This is a genomic window from Legionella massiliensis (genome assembly GCF_000756815.1).
Taxonomy (GTDB): Bacteria; Pseudomonadota; Gammaproteobacteria; order Legionellales; family Legionellaceae; genus Tatlockia; species Tatlockia massiliensis.
Genome location: NZ_CCVW01000003.1, coordinates 313701 through 340470, shown reverse-complemented (window position 1 = coordinate 340470; position 26770 = coordinate 313701). Strand labels below are relative to the sequence as shown.

The window sequence follows — 26770 nt, the reverse complement described above, 5'->3', positions numbered from 1 at the left end:
TCCAGGAACGAATTAATGCTCTCAATCGAAATCATAATCAACAAGATTATTGCTCTCTCTAACACAGATACATCCCTTGATCTAAGTCAAACTGACTTTTATGCTGTGGCGCATGCAGATTTATTAGCAACCTTGATCACTATTTCAGAAACCATCACTGATTTGGATTTAAGCTGGAATTTTCCTGGCGATAAAAGCCTCGCTGAATTAAAAGAATTATTTCGATCTCTTCCTAAAGGACTAAAACGCATTGACTTAAGTGGTCAGTCCCTTCATCTTCGCCCCTATTCAGATTTAATCCAACTCATTGAATGCATTTCACCTGAAATAGAGATTAGAGTGGAATATAAACCCTTACAACTCTTTATCCGCTTTCTGAGGAATGATAGTAACTTAGGCAACGCAGAAAAAGCCCGTGCATTTTTAAGCGCTCTGGGTATAAAAGACAACGATGAGGTATGGGTGTTTTTTAGTAAGCATATTGATGGCCTAACTCAAGCTAGTCCAGTTGCTCAACCCTCTTCGCCTCCAGAACATCAAACCAGCCAACAATGGGATCAGATGTTAGAGGAGCTCAATATCCCCACAGCCAAGGTCTACGTTCCAAAGAAAATACAGTCTGAAACCCCAGTCAAATTAAGGCAATTATTGGAACAGTATAAGGCTCAGCCCAACATGTCTCAGATTATTGATTTAATGACTAGTATCTGCGATGAAATAGACTATCTGTCTCAGGATTTGGTTTTTTATCCCTCAATTGACAGCATCTATATTATTAATCCCCAAGAAATTGGTTCGAATAATCCTTTACAGTTTCGCTTCTGCCCTTCAGCACGGAAGCTGACAACTGAGTTAGCCTCAGGTATTGAGCGCCATGTCGTTCATCGTCGTATGCTTGCCCAGCTCTTTTTACTAGTTGGCGCTCAAACTACCCAATTAAATGACCCTAAACTCGCAGCCAAAATAAAGCATGGCTGGTCACATTCACCAGCATTTATGACCCTCTTTTCTGAACTTTGGAAAGCAGGTACCCACAATGGCACAAAAAAAATAATAGAGCTTTCCCCTAGCCTTCAAGCCCTAGCTCAAATCAGATCACAAGAGAAAAATAACTATAAGATAGAGCAAGTACCCGGCTTAATTTCTGGGCTCACTTGCCATGGCAGTAGTACCATGCATAAAAATGCTGTAGATGGTTTATGGCGTTTTTTCCTAAGCGCGACAAAGAAGGAAAAAGTACAAACCATTTATCTGCTTAGTCATTGTATTGAGCTTCTTGTTCCCCAAGTATCAGGCCCTACTTCAATACCAGATCCAGCTTCCGCAACCCGGAGTGCATTTTGGATTCAGCGGATGCTACTCATTGCAGCGGTTTTACAGGGAATAGAACAAAGCGGTGATTATGAACTCTTACAACAAGTCCAACAACGCTTGATAGAAGCCGATATCGGCAAACAACTGGATGGCAGAGTTGCTAGCAATAATAGCAAGTTCAATCTAAAGGTCCTCTTAGCTATGACCCTTGTTACTGTGCGGATGGCTTTGCAAAATAACACCATGCGCTCAAGATTCATTTTCGACTACAGTGTTCGTAAAATGTCATCATTTCTCTTGCAAGCCATACCTAAAAGCTATATCCAAGAAAATGATGCTTATCGCTATATCCTAATAATGCTGGTTATGTCTGATTTTAGTTCTTGGTTAAACATCAAGGATCCTATAGATAATAAACTGCAAGCAATCTGGTCCAAGGCTAGTGAAGAGCTATTTTTGCAGGATGTACTGCCTGCTTGCCCCACATCGCTTTCACCAGGCACAGCCAAAGCTATTGTTTCTAAACTGGAAGCGATTGTAGTCAGAATGATTCAACAGAAGGAGTATGGAACTGAACAAGGCCTGAATAAGCTACAGTACTGCCTGGATCATCTCTCCACTTTTGCCTGGAATGGCCAGGAACAAGCTGCTCGCCTCTCATATAAGTCCCTCTATCAAAGCCATTTTACGTCCTTAATATTTAGGAATCCGCGGCATACGCTTTTCTATGATGGCAGCCAACAGCAGTTTCCGGTTTCACCTAGCTTAAATTTTTTATGTGAGTGGATGGATAGCGCAGCATTTCAGCCTAATGTTTTGCAAGCACCGGTAGTGCGCCGACAATTTAAATCTAGTCTCAGAACACATGATTTTGTCGGAATTGTAGAAAGCCATAAGCTTTCAATAATGAGCATGCCTGCCCCCTTCAAAGCTGGCGCTCCTCTGAATAAGGATGCTGTCTTCTTAGCGCTTCCAGCAAATAGTGGCGTGGCCTATTACGCACCAGCGGGGGTGCCAAATCTCAATTTAGTGCAATCCTTAGGTGAAGAAGAACTCCGAGCCCGAGGTATCCAGTTTAGACCACTAAACTTAACTACAACTCAACGTATCTGCTCTGTTGTCGATCCTAAGGAACACATAGGAACCCAAGGTTTATTTGAGGTGCGTGTTTTCGATGCAGGAGAGCATCGAAAACTGCTGATTGGTTTAACCTGGGACAAGGGCTTAGATGGAGACCCTTGTTTGCCCGGTAGCACCGCTACCTCCCTTGCTCTTGATTGTGCAACAGGGCATATCAAATACCTGGATGACGCAGGAAAACAGCTTGAGTTGCCTTATACAAAGCCAATTCATAGCGGCGATAAGGTTTGGATAGGCATCTGTAACAACCAAGTCTATTTTGCTGTTAACGAAACCTTTTATCCGCCTATCCCCAATTTAGAGCTTCCTCTTGGTGCCGACGTTCATCCTTTAATGCGTTTTGCTGATCTTGGTATCAAAATTTCAACCGAGGTAATGACTTCACCTTGGGATCTGAGGGTTGATGCGAATAAGGTTTCAATCCATGCAACTACAAATCCCCTTGCCTATGCCTTTTACTCAGCAGGGATTAAAGTCAAATTTTGTCCTCATTATCATGCTAAACAGAATCCACGCCAGCAAGAGCCATCTCAACTAACCAAGCTCTTGCAAAGTCCTCAGCAACTTGCAGACTTGCCTGATGAAGCCTTGCGAGTGATTTTGATGATTGTTCTTGCTCATAAAGAATGTATTAGGAATAGCTGCCCTGCAACAGAGACTCTACGGGTTACAAAAGCGAATATTATTGCCGCAGCTCAACCTAATAAGAACTCTTCTGCTAGGGACTTTCGTCAAACTCTCGTTACTCTGGCTCAAAAGCTTGATTTGCCCGAATTAGCGACTCTCTTGCAAGCTGAACCATCGACAAGCTCCTCATTTTTACCCAATTTTTCTATGTTCAATGTTAAGCAAGCGGATACTCATCCTAAGGCTGCACCTTCAAATGCCCATGCTAGAGGTCAGTCGCTCTCTTAATCATTGAGAAACGCGGTTTCTGGGATTGCCCAAGGTCAATTCTATTCACAGATAGGATATAATTTCGCGCACTATGTTTTATTAATGGAAATAAAGAATGCGTTACAGCGATTTTCGAAAAATGCTACAAACCATTGTTGCGGTACAATTAAATGACAATCAATGCCCTCAACCCTTAGTTGTATTAAAGGAACTACTTCAAACCTATCTTGCCCGCCTCCCTAAAGGCCAAACACTTTTTGCTCCCGAGATTAGGGAAATACTAGTTTTTAAAGCGCAATTAACCGATAAAACATCTCTTGAAGAGCTGTTTAAATTAATTGAGGACTACTATCGAAGCCAGGATAATCCGCGAAAGCCCAATGCCTTAAAAGCCTGTCTTATGGCTTTTTTTCATTACTATCGCTTTTCTTTTGATAAAAAATTACTGCTAGAGTCGGAAGTTATAGCGAAATACATCCTGCTTCCTTTGAGTCTGCATAGCAGGGATAAAAGAGACAGCGTCATCAATGCATGGCTCGATACACAAGGAATGTTCAATATTGGGCGCTTTATTATTCCAGAAACTAGCCGTAAGGCTGTTATGGATAGATTAGGTGAGGAATTGGAAGATATAAGGTCATTGCAGGGTACCTTTCCTACCTTATCCGATACAGAGCAAGAAGCAATTATCAAGGCCTTAATTACAAAATGCGAAACAGGAAAAAACAAAGATAGCAATTACATTTATCGTAGTATTTTAAGTGAAATAAGAATACCTACTAGATGTTTAGAAACAGTAGCTCAGCATCTTCTCAAAACTTTGCGTGACCATAAAGAGGTTAAATATATAGATAAGGTTCTGTTTCGTCAGGATATCTTAGCCATCGTTCGTGAAGAGTTAATTCAGTTTTTGCTAGACGAATTGGATAGTAGAGATCATGAACGACTAAACTCTGCAGTGAGGTTATTAACACAATTGCGTTCTAAATCCCCTCTTTTGCCAATCGAAGTTCATGCTAAGTTGCAAGAAAAATGCCTCGCGCTCTTGCAAACTTATAAAGAACTTGAACCTAGTGAACTGATAGCCCAAGCAGATTCTGCGACAAACCTATTCCTGCTAATGGAGAAGCTTAATTTTTCTGAGCCTCAGTCTCAGGAGATAGTATCCACTCTTTTCACTATGCTTAGCATAGACTCTCCAGTACTAAAAGCTTATGCCTTACGGCTTCTAGCTGCATCTATGCAAGGCCGTTTGCTTTCTTCAGAGCGATGCCAGTTGCTCATCGACCTCTATTCAATTGAACCAAATGGCTCGGTTAGTCAAGCTCTAGGAAAGGTTTTGGTTTCAGCAATAATACCGGACGGCATGAGTAAAGAACTTCTAGCTGTATTGATCAAATCGCTTGAAGAATTTGAAATTGGTTACTCTCCTGCTAAGGTTTTAAATAATTTTTTATCATTGACGAGAAATACTAAGCTTAAGTTAGATTTCTTAGAAGAATGGATAGCTTGTTTACAGTCAGAGGATCAATCTTTACGAGCTAAGGCCTGCACCATCATAGAAGATATGGTTGATATTCCTGCCTCACTAACCCAGCCTTTGCTCGATATCGCAGAAAACGAACTCTACCCGGATGCACAAGACGCTGCTCGTGAAGCTTTGACTCGTATAACCACAGTTCCAAACGAGTTGCGCCCCAGTGTTTATCATGCTGTAGTTATTGACCAAGCTGGTATTCCGTTGAGCACATTAAGTCGCTTAGTTATTCCTAAAAACAGTCATCCTTTTGTTATTAAATATTGCATGGAACAAATAATAAGGGGTATCAAAGCTCGGCATTTTAGCTCAAACACTGAAGATGGCTGGTCGATTTTCACTCAAATTGCGAATACTACTAGAGATGAAAATGTGCAGAAAGAGATCGTGGGAGCTCTTTTCAAGATTATAGGGTTCTTTGATCTTAGTTCTACCCTAGACGCCCTAAGTTGTCTGAGTTCTATTCAGCCTCTATCTATACAATTGAGATACGATACTATTTTTGCACTGTTAAAATTAATAGAACATAGTTGCGACGATCCTAAGCTAAGTAAACTATTAGAGAGTCGACTTTTATTAGAGCATCAACTTGAGGCTTTAAATATGTCCTTATTACAGTGTAAAGATCCCGCCATGCATGCCTTTGTCTTAGCTTCTCTCGAAAGAATTCAGGCTAGCCTAGAGCAAAATTCAGAGTTGTGGTTTGAGCTGGAAACATTCATCCAAGGGATTGAAGTTGAAATGCCTATCTTACCGGAGATGTTTCGTTTGCTTCCTGATGAGGTCAACGAGAGAATCATCGCGTCTCCAAGTGGGGCTTAGCAAGGAACCCTCATCCGCCTTGGGCGGATGAGGAGTTATAAAACTCTACAATTACTTCTTATCAATAAATTTTAAAATGAAATCCGCAACCTTTTGCGGCTGTTCCACCGGGCTGGCGTGCCCCCCTGGAATAATCTCAAGTGGTGTATTATGACCAATCTTTTCTTGAACCTCTTTAGCGCCAGCTAAGGGAGCAATAATGTCATCTTCCCCTGCAATAATTAAGGTTGGCGTTTTGATTTGGTTCAACCATGCCTGTGAATTAAACTTTTTTAGGGCATCTAATTGGCCTTCATAACCAACTAGAGATTGGGGATAAGGGTTTTGTTCCGCTAGTTTAATTAGGTTTTCCAATTGATTGGGTTGTGAAAGAAAAGCGCTTGAAAATACCCAGGGAGCAATGGATTGAACTCGATAGCGAAGAGGCAAATTCCTACTCTGTAATTCACCAGTTAATTCAAAAGCCATTTCTGGTGCCTTTGTTAACTGATCAAAGGTATTAATTAAAACAATTTTTTGAATTTGATCAGCGTATCTTTTGGCAATATTCTGCGTAATTGCTGTGCCCATTGATTGGCCAATGATAATTGGATTTTCTAATCCCAACTTTTTACTCAACCCCATGACATCATCAGCCATCATTTCGATTGAATAAGGGGTCTTAGGGCTATCTGTTTGGCCGATGCCGCGGTTATCAAATATTAGGACCTTATGATTTGCGGCTAATTGCTTGAGAATTCCAGACCAAAACGTATGGTCACAGGTAAATCCGGCAATTAAAATCACCGGTTTCCCTGTACCATGGATTTCATAGTAGATATTAATATCATTAACCTTCATCTTTCCTGAATCTGCCGCAAGGGCTGTTGACGAAAGAAAAAATTGACTAAGAATTAGCAGACTTATCGCCTTTACCAACTTATTTCTAATTATTTTTTTTAACATTTTGTAATTTCCCAAATATAAATAATAACTTTTATGCAGAATAATCTTTTAAGATATTTAAGGCAGGAGCAAAAAATAAGCTTCCCGTACGCGCCGTACTAAAGTCTAAGATCCTATCGTAATTACCAAGAGGTTCTCCTAGAAACATGCGTTCTAGCATCTTTTCAGTCGTACTAAATTTATTGGCGTAGGCAATAAAATAAGTGCCTAACTCGTTGGTAGCTGAGTTTCGAAAAGGCATATTATCTCTGACAACTTTGAGCTCGTTGCCATCCTCATCTTCAATATTGGCCAGCGCGCTGTGGGAGTTATTGGGTTTTATCTCATCTGGCATTTCAATATCACTCATCTTATGGCGACCAAAAACCTTCTCTTGCTCCTCAACTGTTAAGTTTTCCCAAGCCTGCATATTGTGTAGGTATTTTTGCACAAATAGATAACTTCCTCCCTCATAAAAGGAATCTTCTTGTCCGACAACACCGAAGCGCTCGCGCGCTGCACCACTAGGGTTTTCAGTGCCATCTACAAAGCCCAGGATAGAGCGTCCATCCCAATATCTAAATCCATGAATCTCTTCCAAACAATCAGCAGCTAAAGACAATACCTCATTGATGGCAATTAGCATGTCGATACATATAGAGACATTGGGCGCTCGTAGATGAAAGTGCAAGTCAGCAGAAGTAGCGACTGCTGTATGCTTCTGCCCCACAATAGGTTCAAAGTTTTTTAACTCTTTGGGAAGAGGACTAGGTAAGCCTAGTTTTATCCAAGCATCATGACCAACACCTAACACGCAACTGGCTTTGCCATCTGGGATTCGAGTGCTAAAAGAATTATTAAGATTAATGACCAAGGCACAGATTCGTTCAAAAGCAGATTTTATTGTTGCGTCACTCGCTTTAAACGTCCAAACACTAAAAATAGAATGGATGTTTGGATAGTCAGTGACGTTTTGTGATCGATTCATCTTAAAGCGCTCCAAAAGCAAATTAAAAGAAAAGATACCGTAGATCTAACTTTTTATGAAGCACTTAAAATTGCAGTGGGAATATTATATAAAAATCCTAAGTCTATTGATTTTTCAACTAGTTCAGATTTTTTACTGCAACCTAGTTTGTTTTTTAATTGTTCAATATGGTATTCAATAGTTTTAGGTGATAAGCCAAGCCGTTGTGCAATTTCTTTCGCGGTGTAGCCGCGCATTAAATAAAATAAAGACTCTGTTTCTCTTTTATTTAAATTGTATTCGCCATATTGCCTGGCAATCGTGTAATACAGAGGAAATTTGATATTTAGTGATTTATCCAATAGTTTTTTTAGAATGGATGATTTTAATTCAACTCTTGAAAAAGCGGTGCCAATAATCGCTTGATTGGCGGCCAAAATGACTTTTTTAGTGCTTAGGGTCGCTCGTAACAGCCCATCGTTATAGCGTCCGATATCAATATGTTGCCGTTCTCCTGTTAACATCACCTCTTTGTCTTCTTTAACAAACTTGTCAGCAAAGACAACCATTTCTGATTTTATATCAGTATCTTTCATACCAACGATATCCTGCGGTTTGGCAAAACCCATGGTGCTGGCAAGCAGTTGATTTCCCCCAAGATAAACTGAGTTCTTATCTTTAAAGCCGATAGCTCCGGGGATCATATTGAGTAATTCAAAATCAATAATCATTAGATAGTGTGCTTTTATTTTAAATTTTGATTATTTATTTTACCAGAAAGACTACGCCCTTAGGAATTTTCCCGGGGTTTAGGGCTAAGCCTTGGGCAATAATGAGGTTTTAGGAGACCTTCAAATGTTTAGATTTATTGCCATCCTTATTATTGAGATTTTATGCGGTACGGAAATCGATTTATTTATTCCAAGCCTACCTGAATTGCAGACGATTTATTCGCTCTCCCCTGCGTTGATCCAATTAACCCTCAGTGTCAACTTTATTGCCTTCTGTATTTGTGGTTTATTTACAGGAACTTTGGGCGATCGCTACGATCGACGGCATGTCATTTTAGTCAGTTTATTCATCTTCGTGCTAGGAAGTGTTTTCTGTGTAAGCGCAAGCAATTTCCCGCTACTTATCTTCGGCCGTTTACTTCAAGGTATAGGTATTGCGGGCCCTTCAATCCTTGGCTATGTGGTGTTAGCCGATGAATACCCCGTTGATAAGCAACCCGCTCTGATGGGAATACTGAATGGGATTACTACCTTATCGATGTCCTTTGCGCCAATTATTGGAAGCTTTGTGAACCTTTATTTCAACTGGAGAGCAAATTTTATCCTGTTATTAGGGCTAGGTCTTATCACCTTCATTAGCTCTTATTTTGCTATTCCGCATAAGAAAGGCGTTCCCACAGTTTCAATCTCTCTCAAAGCCTATATTCCGCTTCTTTTCTCGCCAAAATTGCGATCTTATTTGCTTTGTATAAATTTCTTAATTGTTGCTTGGTGGGTTTTTGTCGGTATGGCGCCTATTTTGTACATGGAAAATTTAAGCGTTTCGTTAAAACATTTTGGTTACTATCAAGGAAGTGTCGCGCTTGCCTTTTCTGTGGCAAGTATTATGAATTTAAAGCTCATAAAATTATTTAAGCAAAAAAACATCTTTAATTTTGGCAAATGGCTATGCTGCCTCAGTGCAATACTAATAGGCCTTATTTCGCTATTGAGGTTGGCAAATCCGCTATTAATTACCATGTCCATTATTTTATTTTCTATCGGCCTAGCATTTACCTTTAATATTCTATACCCCTATTCTCTTGAGGTGCTTGAGGATGCTAAAGGGAGAATAGCTGCCTTGCTACAATCCTCTCGTCTGCTTATGACCGCATTTTTACTGGAAATTGTCAGTTACTACTATCAGGGGCAATTCCTAACCATCGGCATAACTATGTTTGCCATCATCTTGTTTTCGTTTATTAGCATGCAGAAGCTTTTAGCGAAAAAATGGCTGGTGCTGGGTTAGGCTAATGATGAACACTGATTGCCTACGTACCGCGCTTTATGCGCGGTATCCAGGAGATCTTGCTATGAGCAATGAGCTCTTTGTGTACTCTAGACTCCGCATGGATACCGCGCATAAAGCGCGGTAGGTAGGCTTTAGGCGCCTATATGCTTAATAGCACAGCTTATGTTCGTTATAACGGGGATGAGCTATTACAAAAATACTTCAAAGGCTGCCGTAAAGCCGCAATTTTTCTACGATATCGTTTTGCTTGTCAGTCAAATAACAACGACTCATTAAATTAATGAGCCCCTCTTTTGAATAAAGACTTAATCCTTTGGATTTGAAAAGCGCCAACTCTTCTGCCGTTGGAAATGAGTAAAATCCCTTTTCAGTGGCATTTTGAGTTAAGACCGATAGTTGTTCTTTTCTAGATATTTTGCGTAAATTGTCCGTGATTAGTTCAACCCCTGCAGGGATCAAATCCAGCGCATTTTCAATCATGGATTTAGAGTAATCCAGCGTACAGGTCCGTGAATCAATTATGGTGCCTTCATCAAGCTTTTCGGATACTCGAAGCAGGCTAATACCATAGTGTTTTTCTTGGTTAAACATGGCGCCAAATATCGGCATAATCCCCCTGTATTGCGGCAATAGACCAGGATGAACATTCCATAAATAATTTTCCTTTTCCCGCGTAAAATAATGAATAAGCGGGGCATCAAGTTTGATAATGCATCTTATCGATATAACAACATCAATCGCCCAATCCTTGGCCTGTTCTGAAATAAATTGTGATGCTTTTTTGTTATCGATGGAGGGGCAAAAGGCATAATTGCAAGCATATTTTTGAGCTAAGGCATCTACGCCTAGATATTTGCCTTCATTAGGATGATTTTTGAGGAATTGGAGCAAAATTTCGCTAAATAGCGTTCGCTCATAAAAAATTAAGCGCTTTACTTCCTCTTGTATTTTTTCTGGATTAAAGGCCATTTCGTTCTTAAACACCAAGAAAGACGCTTTAAAAGGATGTTTTGCGAAATTAAGGCAGATCTCATTTGCCATATTATAAGAATATAAATCGCTGCCTATTAGAAAGAGTATATTCATCGGCTTCTCTTTAAAGGGTCTATACTTGGGCGGATAGACTATAATTCATCCATAACCAGAGGGATTTGCCCATGGATATTGCAGCATTAAAAATATATAGGCTGAAATACAAATTGGCACAACCCCTTTCTATCGCAACACATACTTGGACTCACTTAGAAACGATTATAGTTCAACTTCATTATCATGGTTTGGTTGGTATTGGCGAAGCAGCACCCTTTGCACTGATGACCGGTGAAACTTACGCTGAGGTTGTTTCTCAGTTACAGAATTTTAAACACCATCCAATTAATCCCAATGCTGCACCACAGGTTTTTTATCAGTTAGTTCAAAACCAGGTTAAGAGTGTTCATGCCTCCGCAGCCTTAGATAGTGCTTTTCATGACTTATTAGGAAAGATAAGAAATAAACCTGTATACGCGCTTTTTGCTAATGAAAAAAAGTGCACAGCAAACAGCTTAACCATTCCTGTTTTAGATGAAGAACAAACCAAAGAATTTGCCTTGGACATTGTTAGAAATCATCCAGAGGTTCAACTCATAAAAATTAAATTAGATAAGACGGTTAATCTCAAAATAATAAAAACAATTAAAAGTCTGTTTGCTAAAGAGATCGCTTATGTGATTGACCCTAATCAAGGTTTTAACGATTCACGCCAAGCGATTGAAACTTTAAAAGAAATACAAGCGATTTTGGGAAACGTAATTGCAGTCGAACAACCCGTTAAAAAGGATGACCACCAAGGATTATTGGATATAAAAAACCAGCTTAATGGCATTCATATTTATGCTGATGAAAGTATCGTTAGTATGGCTGATCTAGAAGAGTTAGTTCGTATGAAAGCCGTCGATGGAATTAATATTAAAATCCAAAAAGCCGGTGGAATTTGGCAGGCAAGAGTTATGGCACAAAGAGCTTATGAAGCAGGATTAAAGGTGATGGTAGGATGTATGATGGAAGGCCCTTTGGGTGTAGCAGCAGGGATTCATTTTGCAGCATCAATGCCGAATATCGCTTTTACTGATTTAGATAGTGATTTATTTTTATTTCAGGATTTAAAAGAACCTATTTTTACTCAATCTCCTTATATTAAGGGCATGAGACTACCCTTTGAAAAGCCTGGTTTAGGTATAGAGATTCATGAGTCTATTCTCGAGCATTTGGTGAGAGAAAATGAGTTGGTTTATGAGGAACTGTAAGCTGTATTGCGAACAGGTATTGTTGCATGGCTCTGGTGAAAGCTACATGGCCCCCCGCGGTCAAACCCACAAAGCTTAATTAATGATTATCCTTCGAGAAGAGGCATAGGTATCTACACAAGTGTCTGTAATAAGGTCACGTCCCTCCTTGTTTCAACACTACGTCATCCAGAGCGCAGCGAAGGAGCTCCTGAATGTGGCACGGTGCTCATCCAGGAGATCCTTCGCTGCGCTCTGGATGACGTGGCTTAGGGGACAGGGCTCATCTATTACAGACACAGGTGTAGATACCTATGGGGCAAGCCGCGGGAATTCGGGAGCACTTAGAGGCTTTCTATTTTTTGTCTTGCGCTAGGTGCATTGTTATCAGCTGTGCTTTTTTCAAGCTAAGGAAGTCTTCATAGAGCTCATCAAAACTAGGATTACTTAAGATAATTGTCGCCGCAATATGAGAGGGTTTTACCAAAATATCGTATTCACCTCTGGGCTCTAGTTGAATTAGATCCCCAGGCTTTATATTCCATTCAATACTTAAACTGCTGTTAAATTTAGGTAAGTCCATGCTCAAAACAGTGCCATTTTTTTTAGGAACATAACAGAAAAAAGAAAAATCTGTGATTAATTTGCTTTGAAAACTAATTGGCCTTTGGAGTCTTAACTCAAAATGGGCTAATTCAATATTCACTCCGGTAATACGTTCAATCATGGAAACAACCAAAGCGCCGGAAGGCCTTGCCGCTATTTCCAAAAAAACAACTTCATTGTGCTTTGTAAGAAACAACTCACAATGAGTGGCGCCATCAGGTGGTTCTAAGGCTGCGATGATCTCTTGATGAACAGCATTCAATTGATTCCAGCGCGAATCATATTCAGGCAGCACAATGCTGCCTATAGGATAGCCCTCTTTAAACAATGCCATAGGCCATAGGTATTCTGAAATGGAGATAAAGCGAATTTCCTTATTTTGCACAATCGCATCACAATGAAATAAGGTTCCCTCAATAAACTCTTCAATTTGAAAGGGGATTTCAGAATCGGCTATTTGCTCGGCATAAGCAAACCAGTCCTGTCTATTATGAATTTTCTTAAAACTGGCAGAGCCATATAAGGCAATTGGTTTGACAGCAAAGGGATAGTTGAATTTTTTTTCGAGCTCTGTCGTGTAAAGCACTTTATTTCTGTTGTATTCATTTTTATTAAAACTTTGGTGATATGGCGTACGAATCCCTTGAGCGTCTAATAGTTTTTTCATGACGATTTTATCAACAAATTTGATTAAGACTTTTTCTCCCTCTCCGTCCAATCCTAAATAATCAATTAGTTTTCCAACAACAAGGGTACATGCTTCATCATTGGTTACTAATCTTAATTGGTCGCGACTTCGATTTTTCAAATAATATTCAGCTAAGGGCAAGGCTGTATCGAAGGTTAGCGGATCAATCACATGAATTTTTTCAAAAAAATCTTTTTGCTTTTCATCCAATTGAGAATAAATAGTTGAATTGATGAATAAAATATTTTGTGTATCAGAGCGCTTTAATAAATTCAAATCACTTTTGAAAGGCGTTATGGCATTAAAAAAAATGGCTACTGAGTTCATTTGAGCCCTCGAAGACTGTGCGCCTATTTTAAGTATATGAAAGGGTTACTCACTTTCCATATCTTCAGGTGTTCAGTTTCAATAAATTGTTGAAATTCATCTAAGATATGACAAATACTTATCCATGAAAATTAAGGTAATTGTCTTTTAAGTGTTAAATGGGACAAAAATGTGTAATCCCAGAAAAACTCGAATTCCCGCGGCTTGATCTTCGGGGATTCGAAGTGAGCTGGAGTTTTGTCCCATGCAGAATCCTTTAAAAGAGAGCTATTTATTATAAAAGCAAAGGGAAAATGGTATGTCTGCTGCAGTCTATATTCTTCTGATTGTACTCATTGCAGTTGCATTACGCAGAATGGCGAGAGTTGTTATTCCTATATGGGCAATTATGGCTTCAGGTGCTATCACCACTATATTGTTCCAACAAATAACTCCATTAGATGCTCTTTGCGCCATTGAGCCGGATGTAATGTTTTATTTATTTGGTGTTTTTCTTATTTCTCAAGCAGCAGAAGAAAGTGGTTATCTGGAACATTTGACGGATCAGATTTTTTATTACGCCGACACCGGGAAACAAGCATTACTAGTGATTATTTTTATACTTGGTCTAGGTGCAGCACTGTTAATGAATGATACGATAGCCATTATTGGTACCCCCATTATTTTGCAGCTCTGTAAATCACATAAAAATCTAATCAAGCCCTTACTCTTTGCATTAGCATTTTCAATAACTATTGGAAGCACCTTAAGTCCAATTGGCAACCCACAGAATTTGTTAATAGCGATCAAGGGGGAAATGATCTCCCCCTTTGTTGTTTTTATTAAGTACTTGAGTATTCCAACCTTATTAAATCTGGCAGTAACTTACCTTTTTATTTATTTAATCTACAAAGACAGCTTAAATACATCTATTGAAAAACCTACCCCTGCACCAATCAATGATTCTCATACCGTTAGGCTCGTTAAAATAAGTTTGGCAATGATGATTATTTTAGTGCTCATCAAACTTGTAATGGATTTTTTTCATTCAAAAATACAAATAAATTTTAGCTACATTTCCCTTCTATCAGCTATGCCTATCTTATTGAGTAATCAACGATGGATTTTTATAAAAAAACTGGATTGGGGAACCTTGGTTTTTTTCTTAAGCACATTCATATTAATGCAAAGCGTATGGGATAGTGGTTTTTTTCAAGTGAATATGAACCATTTCCACATTTCTGTGACACATATTGCGGTTATTTTGCTAACTAGCATTATTCTTAGTCAGTTTATTTCAAATGTCCCATTAGTTGCATTGTATTTACCTATGCTAATGCAGCATTCACATTCTAATTTGAGTTTATTATCTTTAGCCGTGGGTAGTACTATTGCGGGTAATTTATCTATTTTAGGTGCAGCTTCTAATATCATTATTATCCAAAATAGTGAAAAGCGAGGGATTAGAGGCTTTGGATTTTTTGAGTTTATAAAAATAGGAGTCCCACTTACGTTAATTAATTTTTTAATCTATGCTTATTTTCTTCAAGGAAAATGATCATAAAACTCGGTGCTACCTAAAGCGAATTGTAGGAATAAATACAATTCCTTCCCTTAAGTTTACCCTCGTAAAGCGCCTTATCTGCGTACTCAAAAATTAATTCAAAGTCATCTTCACGTGCGGGGATCATATTGGCAAAACCAATAGTAACAGTTAGCTTATCGGAGATAGGTGAATAACCATTTTTAATGTTCAAATTATTAATAGCATTCTGTAAATTTTCGGCAAATTCTTGTGTTTCTTTCAGGGGTGTATCATAAAGAATAATAACCATTTCATCACCGCCATAACGCGCAGCTAGATCGGTTCTTCGTTTAACAGTTTCTGAAATTACTTTAGCAACTTCTCTGAGACATTCATCTCCATATAAATGACCATAATGATCATTGATAGCCTTAAAATAGTCGATATCAATTATGAGGAGAGACATAGGTAACTCAGCACGTTTGGCTCGTATCCAATCAGCGATTAAACGCTCTTGAAAATATCGCCTATTCGCTAGATTTGTGAGCCCATCGGTAATAGAAGCAATACTCAAGCGATGATTGAATTGCGTGAGCTGCTCGTTTAACTCGCTTTGCTTAATCCACAATTCAATATTTGTTTTCAGCATTTGTCGATTTATAAGATAAATCATACAAAGAAAGCCCATGTAAATAATAATTAAAAACGCAACAATTTTTGAATCATGTGTTATATCTAAAAAATTCCTACCTATTATGGGAAGATAAATAGGTAGTACAAAGGTTGAAAAAGCGAGGGGCGAAGCTGCCATCGAGATAGTACTTCCCGCTGTTAATCCAACAAAAAACAATAAAATTATCATTCGTTGAAACAAGCTCATCTCGTAATAAAAAGACCAATAAAACAAGCCAAAAACGCCGCCTAGAATGAAACCACTAGCTATTAGTAAACAATAGATAAGCGATCTATTGGCGTTAGGTTTTTGGCCTAAGGTTGCAATAATCAGACGAAAACAAAGAATGCTGAACAAGGCAATTTCCCAATACAGGGTTGTTCCAAGGGAAATACCATTGAAATTTAAGTATCCCAAGGTAAGAAAAACAAGAAACATGGTAAAGAATATAGCTCTTGCGGTGTTAACGAAGAGGTGCTCCATCAATCCATGATTTATTTTTTCTTGACGTGCTTCCATAACATTCTTAAGGGTCTTTTATTCCATACTAGACTCTGAAAAATAGGACTTCAAGTTAATTTACTTAAACCTGACGCATAACTCCTCACTATCTTCGTCGCCCCGAACGCAGTGAGGGATCTCCAGAATGTGGCTTTGTCCCGGCTTTTGGAGATCTCTCACTGCGCTCGAGATGACGTTTAACTGGGAGTACACTCACATAAGGTGCCTAATTGTTTTTGATATAAAACCGTATCAATTAATACTCTTTTTTGCTGACCATTCAAGACAAGGATTCGATCCAATCCCGCTTTTAAGGAAGCGATAATCGCTTTAACCTTCACGAGCATCCCACCACTCACAACCGCCTGATTAATTAGTAATTGCAGATGAGCCTTACTAAGCTGGGCAAATAACTGCCCTTGCTTGTTATAAATTCCATCCTGATCGGTAAGATAAATTAATTGATCAACATCTAATGCATTGGCAATATGGCAAGCAGCCATATCAGCATTGATATTCAGGGCATGGCCTTCCTTATCAATACCTAGTGTTGCGATTACTGGTATAGCACCCTCTGATAAATTCTTTAAAAATGTTGTATTAACCGATTTAACTTCGCCAACATAACCATGTTGCTGACTATATAAATCACAAAATAACATCTGATTTTGCGCACCTGATAAACTAATTGTGCTGAGCCCAGTTTGATTTAATTTCCTAACCAGCAATTGATTAACTTGGCCACAAAGAACCATTTCTATAACCTTTATTGCCTCTGAAGAAGTGACTCTCAAGCCCTCGATAAATTCAGATTTAATGCCATAAACAGCTAAGGCTTCATTAATTGCCTTGCCCCCACCATGTACGACAATGACCCTATGCCCTGCTGAGGCAATCGCTTTAATATCCATGCATAGAGAGGAAATGAGTGTTTCGTCTTGCAAAATTGATCCCCCTGCCTTTATAAGGATAAGTTTGCTGTTCATGATAAATACTCCGCGTTGATTTTGACGTACTTCTCAGTTAAATCGCAGCCCCAGGCTGTTGCAGTGTGCTTGCCTTGAGGGAACAGGATTTCAATCAGGATATAATCCTTTTTTAAAGCCTCTTTCAGATTTAAGGCCTCCAGATCATGAACAGCAGTTCCCCGGGAAAAAATAGTTATCCCTTGAATGACTATTTCACAACTATTCAACATGCTGAGGCTAAGATTTTCATTACCAATTCTTGCAATAATCCGTCCCCAATTGGGTGATTCTCCGTATATAGCTGTCTTTATAAGAGGGCTGGTAATGATTGATTTGGCAACCGCTTTAGCCTGCGTCAAATTTTCTGCCCCAGAGACCTTTGCCTCAATAAGCTTAGACGCGCCCTCTCCATCTCTGGCGATACTTTTAGCTAGAATGATTGCTACCTCTAATAAGGCTTCATAAAAAATGGCTTCATCCTCAGCATTATTGAGAGACACGCCACTCATCCCATTGGCCATTATGAATACGCAGTCATTGGTTGAGGTTTCACCATCAACGCTGATCATATTAAAACTATCATCACAGGCTTGCTTTAACAGGCTTTGCGCCTGATCGCTGTGTAATTGCACGTCGCTAAGCAAATAACCCAACATCGTAGCCATATTGGGATGAATCATGCCTGAGCCCTTGCAAATGCCTGTAATACAGACTTGCCCACCGGAGAGTTGTACATCTTTATAGACTGTTTTAGGAACTAGATCGGTCGTTAAAATCGCTGTTGCAAAATTTTCTGCAATATCCGTTGTCTTTGCGACTAATTGCGGAATAGCTTCCTTAATTTTATCTATGGACAAAGGCTTGCCGATCACGCCGGTAGAGGCTGTAAGTATTTGTTCTGGTGCACAGCCCAGAGTCTCTGCCAAACAAGAAGCCATGGCTAAATTTGCTTTAACTCCTTCTGCACCTGTTGCTGCATTGGCTTCACCACTGTTAGTGATAATTGCCTTTATCTTCTCAGAAGGAAGTATCTTTTCACAATAAAGTATAGGGGCAGCCTTATAATGGTTTTGGGTAAACACAGCTGTAGCCACAGCAGGTTCTTCAGAAATAATGACGCCCAAATCAGGACGATATTGTCTAACACCACAGTTAATTCCGCCGGCTGTAAAGCCGATAGGTAGCTTTGTTCTAAAAATTCCACAACCTAGGATCATCATGGTGTCTCCTTAACAGCGATTAAACCTGTATGCAGGGGTAATTGATAAATGGCATTAATATTCTCGATTGCTTGGCTAGCAGCACCTTTAAGCAAGTTATCAATGCAAGAATAAATGGTGATTTGCCCGTCTTTAACAAAATAGGCAATATGGCTAAAGGGAGTTTGCACTACATTTTTTAAGGACAAGATAAATTGGTCATCCCCCTTCCCAACTTCTTTAACCTTAACTAAGGGATATTCTACATAGGCCTGCTGAAAGGCATTGCCGATTGCCTGCGCAAGCTCATCATCTGAGTCCCAGGCTTGTTCTGTTTCGAGATATATTGACATCGCAATGCCTCTGATAATCGGGATAATCGATGTTGTTAATCGGAGTTTCGCAGTTTTTCCACTCAGATCGTTTATAGCTTTTAAAATTTCCGGAATATGCTGATGTTTACCAAGCTTATAGGGATAAAAGTTGTTTGCGATTTCACAAAACATCAAATCAGCGTTCACTTGCTTGCCGGCACCAGATACGCCTGATTTTGCATCAATAATTATCGAATCAGTCTTTATTAAATCTGCTTTGCATAGGGGTAAAATTGACATGAGCACACAGGTTGCATAACAACCTGGATTGGCAATTAAGCGATAATTAGCCTGTGTTTTTACCCATGGTAATAAACCATAACAAGCCTCAGAGATATATTGTGCTGCGCTATGGTTGCTCTCATACCAAGTGCTAAACTGCTCTTCGGGCAGACGAAATGCGCCGCTAAGATCAATAATCAGAATATCTGCCTCAGCCAGTGCTGAAACGATTTCCATCGATGCAGCTGCTGGTGTCGCCAAAAGTAAAAGATCAATTTGATTAGCGTTATCAATGAGATCACTTAAAGAAAAAACGGGTATTTGTTGTAATTGTTGTTCTTGTCGGTTGTGTACTCCGAGCAAGTTCAAATGAGGATGATGGTTAACAAGACTCAGTAATTCTTTACCAATATACCCCTGGGATCCAGAAATAACGACATTATAAAACTGACTCATGGATTCTTATCCAAATATTGAATATAAATTCATAATAACTTGGATAGTCAATTTTCTCAAGGTATTTTTGGCTGCAAATTCAAAATATGCATTACTATATTCATATTATGGAATATTTAACGCTTGATCCCGCGGTCAAGCCGCGGGATTTCGAAAAAAATAGATGGAAAAGAGCGGCTTCGCTACAAAAACACTCATCCTTTGATCTATCAATATATTTTGAATAATTTTACTTTGCTCGCAGACTTATCAAATCCAACCTTCCAGATTTATAGGGCTAACAATCCCGCCTCTTTAGCGAGCCAGGGATAAAGGTACCCGAAGCCCTATCACCCTAATGCAACGTCATCCAGAGCGCAGCGAAGGATCTCCGGGATTAGCACTGTGCCACATTCAGGAGATCCTTCGCTGCGCTCTGGATGACGTTGCGCTGAGACAAGGAGGGACGTGACCTATCAATGGCGTCAACTTAAGTATTTTTACGCCGCATCTTCCCCTCTCTCTAACTCTCTCCCCAAGGGGCGAGAGGACATATCGTCTTCGAACTAGGGGTATTGCTCCTTAAGTTGACGCCATTGTGTGACCTATTACGCTTCTGGCTCGAAGTACTTTCCTGATATTTGCTCCAACCCCTTAGAGGCTTAAAATACTTTCCCCCTCCTGTTCAAGTACATGAGAAGAATTAGGTCTCTGGCCTGAACTCCCAGATAAAACACCAAAATTATCCATACCTCGAACCATCTCTCTTGAACTCGCAGGCTTTGTTTTCCAATTGGCAAGTGGAACCGGAGTTTCTTCGAGCGTTCTGGGCGGTGTTGGTATTGGACGTCTTTGTGGGTTAAGTTCAAATTCTTCTCGTTCAATCGCCTCACGCTCTGCTTCGCTCAAGGGTTGAACTTCGCCTTGATAAATAAAGGATAGCAACCTTAATTTACAGACTAAAACAAAGGCTTCCCATGTAGAGCTTAACTCTGTGTAACCATTTTCCAGTGGCGACTCATAGGTTGTCTTCCATTGGCTTGGTGAAAGGATACGTATTTTACTTAGCTCGGTACGATAATAAACTTTATTATCTGCCCCTAACACAAACAGGGGCTGATGCTGCCGATAGTTCTCATCGATATCTGGTAAATGAGCTAGGCCCGCATATTCAGTTTGATTCGGCAGAGGGGAACCACCAAAGACTCGTCGCAAATCGCCGACCGAAGACTGCATTCCGGCAACACAAGCTTGTTTGTTGTAATAATTTCTAGACTCGTCAAAATCACCATCACCGGTCATTTCAACCGGAGGATCGTTTTTATCGAGATTGGAATCATAGGGTCTGGTGGTATAAATCGACACATTATTGCATTCATCATGAATATTATTCACAAGAATGCTACCCCAGGTACCGAATTTTTCAGGTAAGACTTGGCGCAAATCGCCAACAGGTTGGCAATGACCCGCAGCATAGTGGTCGGAATAATAGTGAAAGCAAAAAAGTTCCATACCTAAGGCTAAGGCTTGGTAACGATGGGCAAGATCACGACAATTATTTGCGCTCAGACCACCTGGTGTTAACTCAATATATGCTCTTACCTTATTAAACTCTTCGTTATTTGATTCATAGTCTGGATTTTCAGCTAATTGTCTAAATTCATAAGAGAAGGACGCATATTGCAGGGCAAGATGATGTCCAACAACATAAGCTCTCACAGACCAGGGGGTAAAATGCGATAAATTACGCGTTAACATATCGCCGTAATTTTTTACACGAAGGGCATACATTAACTCTTGTGCGTAACCATTCAACGTATTAGAAAAAGGAATGTAATTGGCTCCATCAATTTCGTAGATCAGATTGATCTCGTCTTGTGAAACCTCAAGATTAGCCAGTCGTCGATAAGAAGCGACGAATTTGTGCTCATCTTCGGGGAAAACAGGTTTATTAATCAAATAATGCCCAAGGCTTATCGAATCATCATAGGCACCAGGATTCCCTCTGAATTCTGTCATTGAAGGCAGATCAAACTCTACTTCACGACCACCAAAATAATCGCCGGACATGGCTACCATGTTGCCGCTGGTGAGGCGTAAGTTGGTAGACTTTGGCAGATTGTTTTCATCAATCCTTTGTAAATCTAAGGATAAAATCCCCGTTTCTTCATCGATGTGTATATAGGGATTGTCCTTTAACTCTAACCAATCACCAAAACGCAACTGATTACCCACTTCCGTATGTTCTTTTGTATCCACGAAGATCTCCTTATGCATTAATTTTGTCAATATTAATCAATTACCAAATAAATAGATCAAATTTAGCACCACCATTAAATCATGCAGTAAACGATTTGTATATATTGAGATCATACCGGACTGGAAATTCACTGCTGTTGTTTACTGACCCTAAGTGTTTATAATTAAGCCCATAACTCACTGTTTTATAGCGACTATGAAAAAAACTGACCTGACGGTTTACCTGTCAAAAATTCAAGCACCCTCCCCTGATTTAGAACCATTATCTGCTGAAGATTATTTGAAAAATTATATTTTGCTCATGTGAAGACTTTTGCTTACACCAACTTTGAGTTACGGCAAATTGCCCGCCAGCATCGTATTCAACGAGAAGCTTTATCCTTGTTTAGTTATAAAGACCTTCTCAGTCCCTGCCAAGCATTGGACTGTTGATTTTCCCCTTGATTATGATGAATTGGAAAGAAATTTGACCTCCTCGGGCCAGCCCTTTTTTGCTATCCTCAATAAAGAGAGCCCTTAAATCAGTCTGAGATTTTCATGCAACTTTCAACGCTGTTAAAACTAATACGATTTTGGCCTCCCTTCTGGGGAGCTGGCATAAGTGTCAGAGAATTTAATAAGGATTATTCCCGTATAACAGTGCAACTGAAAATGCGCTTTTGGAATAAAAATTATGTCGGTTCGCATTATGGCGGGTCGCTATATTCAATGACTGACCCCTTCTATATGCTCATGCTAATGAAAGCCTTAGGCAGGGAGTATATTGTTTGGGATAAATTTGGAACTATCCGTTATAAAAAACCGGCACACGGCAAGGTTTTTGCTGAGTTTGAGCTTAGCTCTGAACAAGTAAAAATGATTAAGCAGCAAGCGGATGAAAATGAAAAGTCTGAGCCTGTTTTTGAAATTAAAATAGTTGATTCTTCAGGTACTATCGTCGCTGAGATTGTTAAGACCTTATATGTGAAGAGGAAATAATCCCCCTCTCCCCCAAGAGCACTGCCGTTAGGTTAAGAAAATCCTTACGTCCCGCGGTCAAGCCGCGGGACGTAAGCAATGGTGTAGGGCTTAACTTAATGGCAGCGTCCCCCAAAGGGACAATATTTAAATGCTTATCAGCATATATGCTGCGATATGAAAATTAAAAAACCGGCACCATCATCTCTTCTTTGGCAATATTTAATAATTTCTCAGACTTTGTCTGATGAGAAAAAAAGAACTGTCCTGTGAAGCAATAATTTGCAATTAGTGGTATTCCAAGACAACAGATGGAGACTAGATTTAAAAGAGCCATCCCTGCTTTAGTAAGAAGGTCTCGCTCTGTTCTAAGATCTGGATTATCTAAGGCATCAGTTAGTATTTGCTCAATTTCTAATTTTTTATTATTGAAAATTACTTGGTTATTTGAAAAATCAATATGTGTTGCCGCTGCAATTTTTAGATCAAGGTAGACTTTAAATAGTGCGTTGATTTTTCGATTTTCTAGAGAGTCATTTGAAATTACTAGTTCATGATTAACTATATCAGCACTTAACATTCTTCTAATTACATCATCATTTAAAACTAATTTTGGTGAGACATAGTGGACATACAAATCTTTTGCATGATTATATATTGGTATTAATACATTATTTATTTTTTGATTTAAGTCATAAGATGACTTAAAAAGTCCCGCATCAACGATGATTTCTTCTTGGGATAGCAAATTTGATAAGGATTGATAAAAAGTACCGCTGGAATCAAAATTTTCCCTTTCTAAAGTAAAGGTATAATCCCTAGGACCTCCTGTCATAATTTCTAATCGATTTAATGCCGTAGGGAAATCTAAACAACAAAAATCTAATGGAGTTTGGCCATTAGAATCCCCAATATCCAAACTTGCACCATTCTGAATTAAGGTTCTAATCGCATCCAGATTTCGGTGGAGGCAGGCATAGTGAAGAGCAGTCCGACCATAGGCATCCACAGCATTTACTTCCGCTCCTCTCTCCAATAGTTTGGTTGCGATTGCTCTTTGAGCTAGCTTCTCGTTTCCCGAGGTAGGAAAATGGTTCCAACCTTTTGAAACTGAAAGGATTAAAGGGCTGTTTTGCCTATGCTGATCTGTTGACTTAAAATTAACCTGCTCTAGATCAGGTAGGTCTAACAACCTTAGAGTAAAAGATACGCTACTATTAGCAACGCCCCACATTAAGGGACTATTTCCAAGATAAGTTGCGAAGAGGTCATCTGAAGTTATAGGGGTGTTCTCAGCATAAGAGATATCATTTTGCATTGCTGCTTTGTGCAATCTTGTTTGATTTTCGGGCATATTTTCTATCGCTTCGTTGATAAATCTTTTCCTGCCATCATCGGAAAGAAGTTATCATCTGTTCTAAAAAGCAGCAAGTTTAGTAAGTTTGAAACTTAAAATCCATCAATTTGTCCAAGTTCTTTATCATTTGCTCGAATTAGATGAATTGAAGCACCATGCTAATCCCGGAGATCCCTCACTATGTTCGGGATGACGGGGTCTTTATTGATGTCTGCCCCAATGGAGCTGGGATACTCAGGATGACGCGCTATGTTAGAGTCATGTAAAAGAGACTTATCCTCTCTCTCGTTTTATTTTGCTCTAGTTTATTAGAGCAATTTAATGCCTTATGAATTTTTATCTTTAATGAAAAATAATAACTCAGCCCCTTTTCACTCATGATATTGAAATACCAAATATGACTTAGCAATATAACAAATTGGTAGGCATTTAATTTGTTGTATATATTTCTCTCATTTTATGTTATTTGGATTCAAAAAGGCTTACAGAAAGCCCAACACTGACCACCTTAAGCGTACTTTGAATTAGGAAATTATTTATGCAAATTATTATTCAGAAGTTAATCAAAGAGCTATTTTCATATACTGGTCTTCTCGGCCCTACTAGATATGAGGATGTTGGTTTATATGATACAACTATCTATTCGGGCTCAAAGACGATCTTGATCGCTGTTCATGAAGAATATCAACGTTTAGAAACAAGTAACGACCCCGAAAAGCAAAGAAAAATGATATCTTTGCTTCTTGGAGGAACCGTTTATACGATGTTACAGGATGAGCTAAGATATGGCTATAACATAGGCGCACGTGCAATTGCCCAAGAAACATGGAAGCATGTAGAACCATCCGATGTTCAAGACAATGGAGGTTGGTTACACAATATCTATGCCATTGGTGATTACACTTTAGCTAATCTATCAATTATCCCAGAGGATTTTTATACACGAGGAAGAAAATATCTAAGGCGAAACACCGATCCCTTTGCCGCTCCCGAGCATGAAAGAGCCTATTTCTGGCCTCTCGCATCAAATATAGAAAAAATGAAGCTCTTGTTACAGTTTTGCTTTAAATATAAAGATAATTTAGAGCTTCCTGAAATAGACTCTGAAGATGTGGCTGATGTACAAAAAAGAGATACTCTTGCTAAAACTGAGGGGAATACCTCAAGTAAAAATAGACCTGTTGGCAAGCCTCCGCTAACACTAAATGATATATACAACAACCCTACAGCAACTGTAACGACAAAAGTTATTCGTTTGGAAGAGTTTAGCAATTCCTCCCCTCGCTTTTTCCCTTCTAGCTCAGAAGAAGAACAAGAATCACAAAGCTGGGATTTTGCTCATCCCTCTACTGGAATGATAATTCTTGCTGCTTGTGTACCAGTAATTGGTTGGGCTTATTTAATATACGTGCTTTTTAATGCACTTGCTGAGTCTTGTTGTGTAAACGAAGAAAATTCTAATAGTTACAGAACTTTCCCCTAAAGGGGAAAGCCCTTTAGGGGCCGGGTGTCAGCGATGACCTCTTAGACATGTAGCCTGGATGCAGCGCAGCGGAATCCTAGAGCAATGATTAGACCGCTCGGATTCCGCTGCGCTGCATCCAGGCTACGGTTTTTTTAAACAGCTTCAAAAATAGCCGCAGCACCCATCCCTGTTCCAATGCACATAGTCACCATCCCATAGCGGCCTTTGGTGCGCCTTAAGCCGTGGAGTAAAGTCGCTGTACGAATCGCTCCTGTTGCACCAAGAGGATGACCAAGAGCAATAGCGCCACCTAAGGGATTAACCTTATCGCGTGGCAAATCCAGCGTTTTGATAACAGCTAGCGCCTGGGCGGCAAAGGCTTCGTTAAGTTCGATCCAATCTATTTGATCCAAAGTTAGACCTGCTCTTTTAAGGGCTAAAGGAATCGCATTAATTGGTCCTATCCCCATCACTTCAGGAGGTACTCCGGCAACCGCATAACTCAAAAGCCGACCCATAGGCTGTAAATCATATTGCTTAAGCGCTTGCTCTGAGGCTAATAAAGCGATACCAGCACCATCACTAGTTTGTGAGCTATTCCCTGCCGTCACTGTTCCCTTTAAGGCAAAAACAGGGCGCAAACGCGCAATCACTTCGTAAGAGGTATCTGCACGTGGGCCTTCATCTTGGCTGATTACTTTCTTAGTCGAAATGAGCTCTGAGGTCTCCAGATTTGCTCGACGAACATTAATTTCAACAGGGCTGATTTCCGCATTAAAATCGCCACGTTGTTGAGCGGCAACAGCTCGGCGATGGCTTTCCGCCGCAAATTCGTCCTGCTGTTCACGAGTTACATCCCAGCGCTTTGCTACATTTTCTGCAGTGATCCCCATACCATAGGCAATAGCAACATGCTCGTCATTAAAGATTTCTGGATTAGCCGTATATTTATTGCCTCCTAAGGGAACCATCGACATACTTTCAACGCCACCCGCTAAGGCAAGTGACATCTCCCCTTGCTGGATAGAGGCTGCTGCTGTTGCAATACTCTGTATGCCTGAGGAGCAAAAACGATTTATCGTCATTCCTGGTACAGATTGTGGCATCCCGGCAAGCAGCGATGCAATTCGCGCGACATTCATCCCCTGTTCGGCCTCTGGCATGGCACAGCCGATTACAACGTCACCAATAGCCTGCCAATCAACCTGTTGATTGCGATTTTTCAGCGTTCTTATAGTGTGTGCCAACAAATCATCCGGCATGGTGTTTTTAAATACCCCTTTTGGCGCTTTTCCAACAGGAGTACGCAACACATCAACAATATATACATTTGTCATAGCTAAAATCT

Annotated in this window: 19 protein-coding genes; 7 read left to right on the top strand and 12 right to left on the bottom strand. The window is 39.7% G+C overall.

Features of this window, described 5'->3' with window-relative positions; translation table 11 throughout:
* Positions 1–15 precede the first annotated feature (15 nt).
* Both BN1094_RS13080 and BN1094_RS13075 read left to right on the top strand, forming a co-directional pair.
* On the top strand, positions 16–3369 hold the full coding sequence (locus BN1094_RS13080) for a hypothetical protein (RefSeq protein WP_043874888.1): 3354 nt from the start codon (positions 16–18) through the stop codon (positions 3367–3369).
* Positions 3370–3466: 97 nt separating this feature from the next.
* Positions 3467–5710: a P-loop NTPase family protein gene (locus BN1094_RS13075; RefSeq protein WP_043874887.1), complete on the top strand. Its 2244-nt coding sequence runs from the start codon at positions 3467–3469 to the stop codon at positions 5708–5710.
* 51 nt (positions 5711–5761) lie between these two features.
* Here the strand turns inward: BN1094_RS13075 and BN1094_RS13070 are convergent, their stop codons facing one another.
* The 3 genes from BN1094_RS13070 to BN1094_RS13060 are packed head-to-tail and all read right to left on the bottom strand — an operon-like array spanning position 5762 to position 8332.
* Positions 5762–6655, bottom strand: a complete 894-nt coding sequence (locus BN1094_RS13070; protein WP_052403289.1) for an alpha/beta fold hydrolase — start codon at positions 6653–6655, stop codon at positions 5762–5764.
* Between the two features lie 31 nt (positions 6656–6686).
* On the bottom strand, positions 6687–7622 hold the full coding sequence (locus tag BN1094_RS13065) for a Dyp-type peroxidase (RefSeq protein ID WP_043874886.1): 936 nt from the start codon (positions 7620–7622) through the stop codon (positions 6687–6689).
* Between the two features lie 53 nt (positions 7623–7675).
* Positions 7676–8332, bottom strand: coding sequence for a helix-turn-helix transcriptional regulator (locus tag BN1094_RS13060; protein WP_043874885.1), 657 nt, complete (start codon positions 8330–8332; stop codon positions 7676–7678).
* Positions 8333–8456: 124 nt separating this feature from the next.
* On the opposite strand from BN1094_RS13060, the gene BN1094_RS13055 reads away from it, so the two are divergent.
* Entirely contained in the window at positions 8457–9620 is a 1164-nt protein-coding gene (locus BN1094_RS13055; RefSeq protein WP_043874884.1) for an MFS transporter, read from the top strand.
* Positions 9621–9824: 204 nt separating this feature from the next.
* Here BN1094_RS13055 and BN1094_RS13050 read toward each other — a convergent pair whose 3' ends face one another.
* Positions 9825–10709, bottom strand: coding sequence for a formyltransferase family protein (locus BN1094_RS13050; protein WP_043874883.1), 885 nt, complete (start codon positions 10707–10709; stop codon positions 9825–9827).
* A gap of 71 nt (positions 10710–10780) precedes the next feature.
* Here BN1094_RS13050 and BN1094_RS13045 point away from each other — a divergent pair, with 71 nt between their 5' ends.
* Positions 10781–11908: an enolase C-terminal domain-like protein gene (locus BN1094_RS13045; RefSeq protein ID WP_043874882.1), complete on the top strand. Its 1128-nt coding sequence runs from the start codon at positions 10781–10783 to the stop codon at positions 11906–11908.
* 334 nt (positions 11909–12242) lie between these two features.
* Here BN1094_RS13045 and BN1094_RS13040 read toward each other — a convergent pair whose 3' ends face one another.
* Entirely contained in the window at positions 12243–13508 is a 1266-nt protein-coding gene (locus BN1094_RS13040; protein ID WP_043874881.1) for an ATP-grasp domain-containing protein, read from the bottom strand.
* Positions 13509–13806: 298 nt separating this feature from the next.
* On the opposite strand from BN1094_RS13040, the gene BN1094_RS13035 reads away from it, so the two are divergent.
* Entirely contained in the window at positions 13807–15045 is a 1239-nt protein-coding gene (locus BN1094_RS13035) for an SLC13 family permease (RefSeq protein ID WP_043874880.1), read from the top strand.
* A 19-nt stretch (positions 15046–15064) separates the two neighbouring features.
* Here BN1094_RS13035 and BN1094_RS18920 read toward each other — a convergent pair whose 3' ends face one another.
* The 5 genes from BN1094_RS18920 to BN1094_RS13010 all read right to left on the bottom strand — a co-directional run bounded on the left by BN1094_RS18920 (position 15065) and on the right by BN1094_RS13010 (position 21643).
* Positions 15065–16204 carry a GGDEF domain-containing protein gene (locus BN1094_RS18920; RefSeq protein WP_052403288.1) on the bottom strand — a complete coding sequence of 380 codons (1140 nt, stop codon included), beginning with the start codon at positions 16202–16204 and terminating at the stop codon, positions 15065–15067.
* Between the two features lie 179 nt (positions 16205–16383).
* Positions 16384–17172 carry an acetylglutamate kinase gene (gene argB, locus BN1094_RS13025; protein WP_043874879.1) on the bottom strand — a complete coding sequence of 263 codons (789 nt, stop codon included), beginning with the start codon at positions 17170–17172 and terminating at the stop codon, positions 16384–16386.
* Entirely contained in the window at positions 17169–18374 is a 1206-nt protein-coding gene (gene argJ / locus BN1094_RS13020) for a bifunctional glutamate N-acetyltransferase/amino-acid acetyltransferase ArgJ (RefSeq protein ID WP_043874878.1), read from the bottom strand. The genes argB and argJ overlap by 4 nt, the downstream gene beginning before the upstream one ends.
* Positions 18371–19405: an N-acetyl-gamma-glutamyl-phosphate reductase gene (gene argC, locus BN1094_RS13015; RefSeq protein WP_043874877.1), complete on the bottom strand. Its 1035-nt coding sequence runs from the start codon at positions 19403–19405 to the stop codon at positions 18371–18373. Before argC ends, argJ begins: the two co-directional genes overlap by 4 nt.
* 633 nt (positions 19406–20038) lie before the next feature.
* Positions 20039–21643: a hypothetical protein gene (locus BN1094_RS13010; RefSeq protein WP_043874876.1), complete on the bottom strand. Its 1605-nt coding sequence runs from the start codon at positions 21641–21643 to the stop codon at positions 20039–20041.
* Positions 21644–22180: 537 nt separating this feature from the next.
* Between BN1094_RS13010 and BN1094_RS13000 the strand changes: the two genes are divergently transcribed.
* The gene (locus tag BN1094_RS13000; RefSeq protein WP_043874874.1) at positions 22181–22621 is read left to right on the top strand and encodes a DUF4442 domain-containing protein; all 441 of its coding nucleotides are present in this window, start codon (positions 22181–22183) and stop codon (positions 22619–22621) included.
* A 163-nt stretch (positions 22622–22784) separates the two neighbouring features.
* Here BN1094_RS13000 and BN1094_RS12995 read toward each other — a convergent pair whose 3' ends face one another.
* Positions 22785–23918 (bottom strand): ankyrin repeat domain-containing protein, encoded by a 1134-nt coding sequence (locus BN1094_RS12995; protein WP_176695305.1) that lies wholly within the window; start codon positions 23916–23918, stop codon positions 22785–22787.
* A 577-nt stretch (positions 23919–24495) separates the two neighbouring features.
* On the opposite strand from BN1094_RS12995, the gene BN1094_RS12990 reads away from it, so the two are divergent.
* Positions 24496–25440: a hypothetical protein gene (locus tag BN1094_RS12990; RefSeq protein WP_043874872.1), complete on the top strand. Its 945-nt coding sequence runs from the start codon at positions 24496–24498 to the stop codon at positions 25438–25440.
* Between the two features lie 134 nt (positions 25441–25574).
* Here the strand turns inward: BN1094_RS12990 and BN1094_RS12985 are convergent, their stop codons facing one another.
* Positions 25575–26759, bottom strand: coding sequence for an acetyl-CoA C-acyltransferase (locus BN1094_RS12985; RefSeq protein ID WP_043874871.1), 1185 nt, complete (start codon positions 26757–26759; stop codon positions 25575–25577).
* Between the last annotated feature and the right edge of the window lie 11 nt (positions 26760–26770).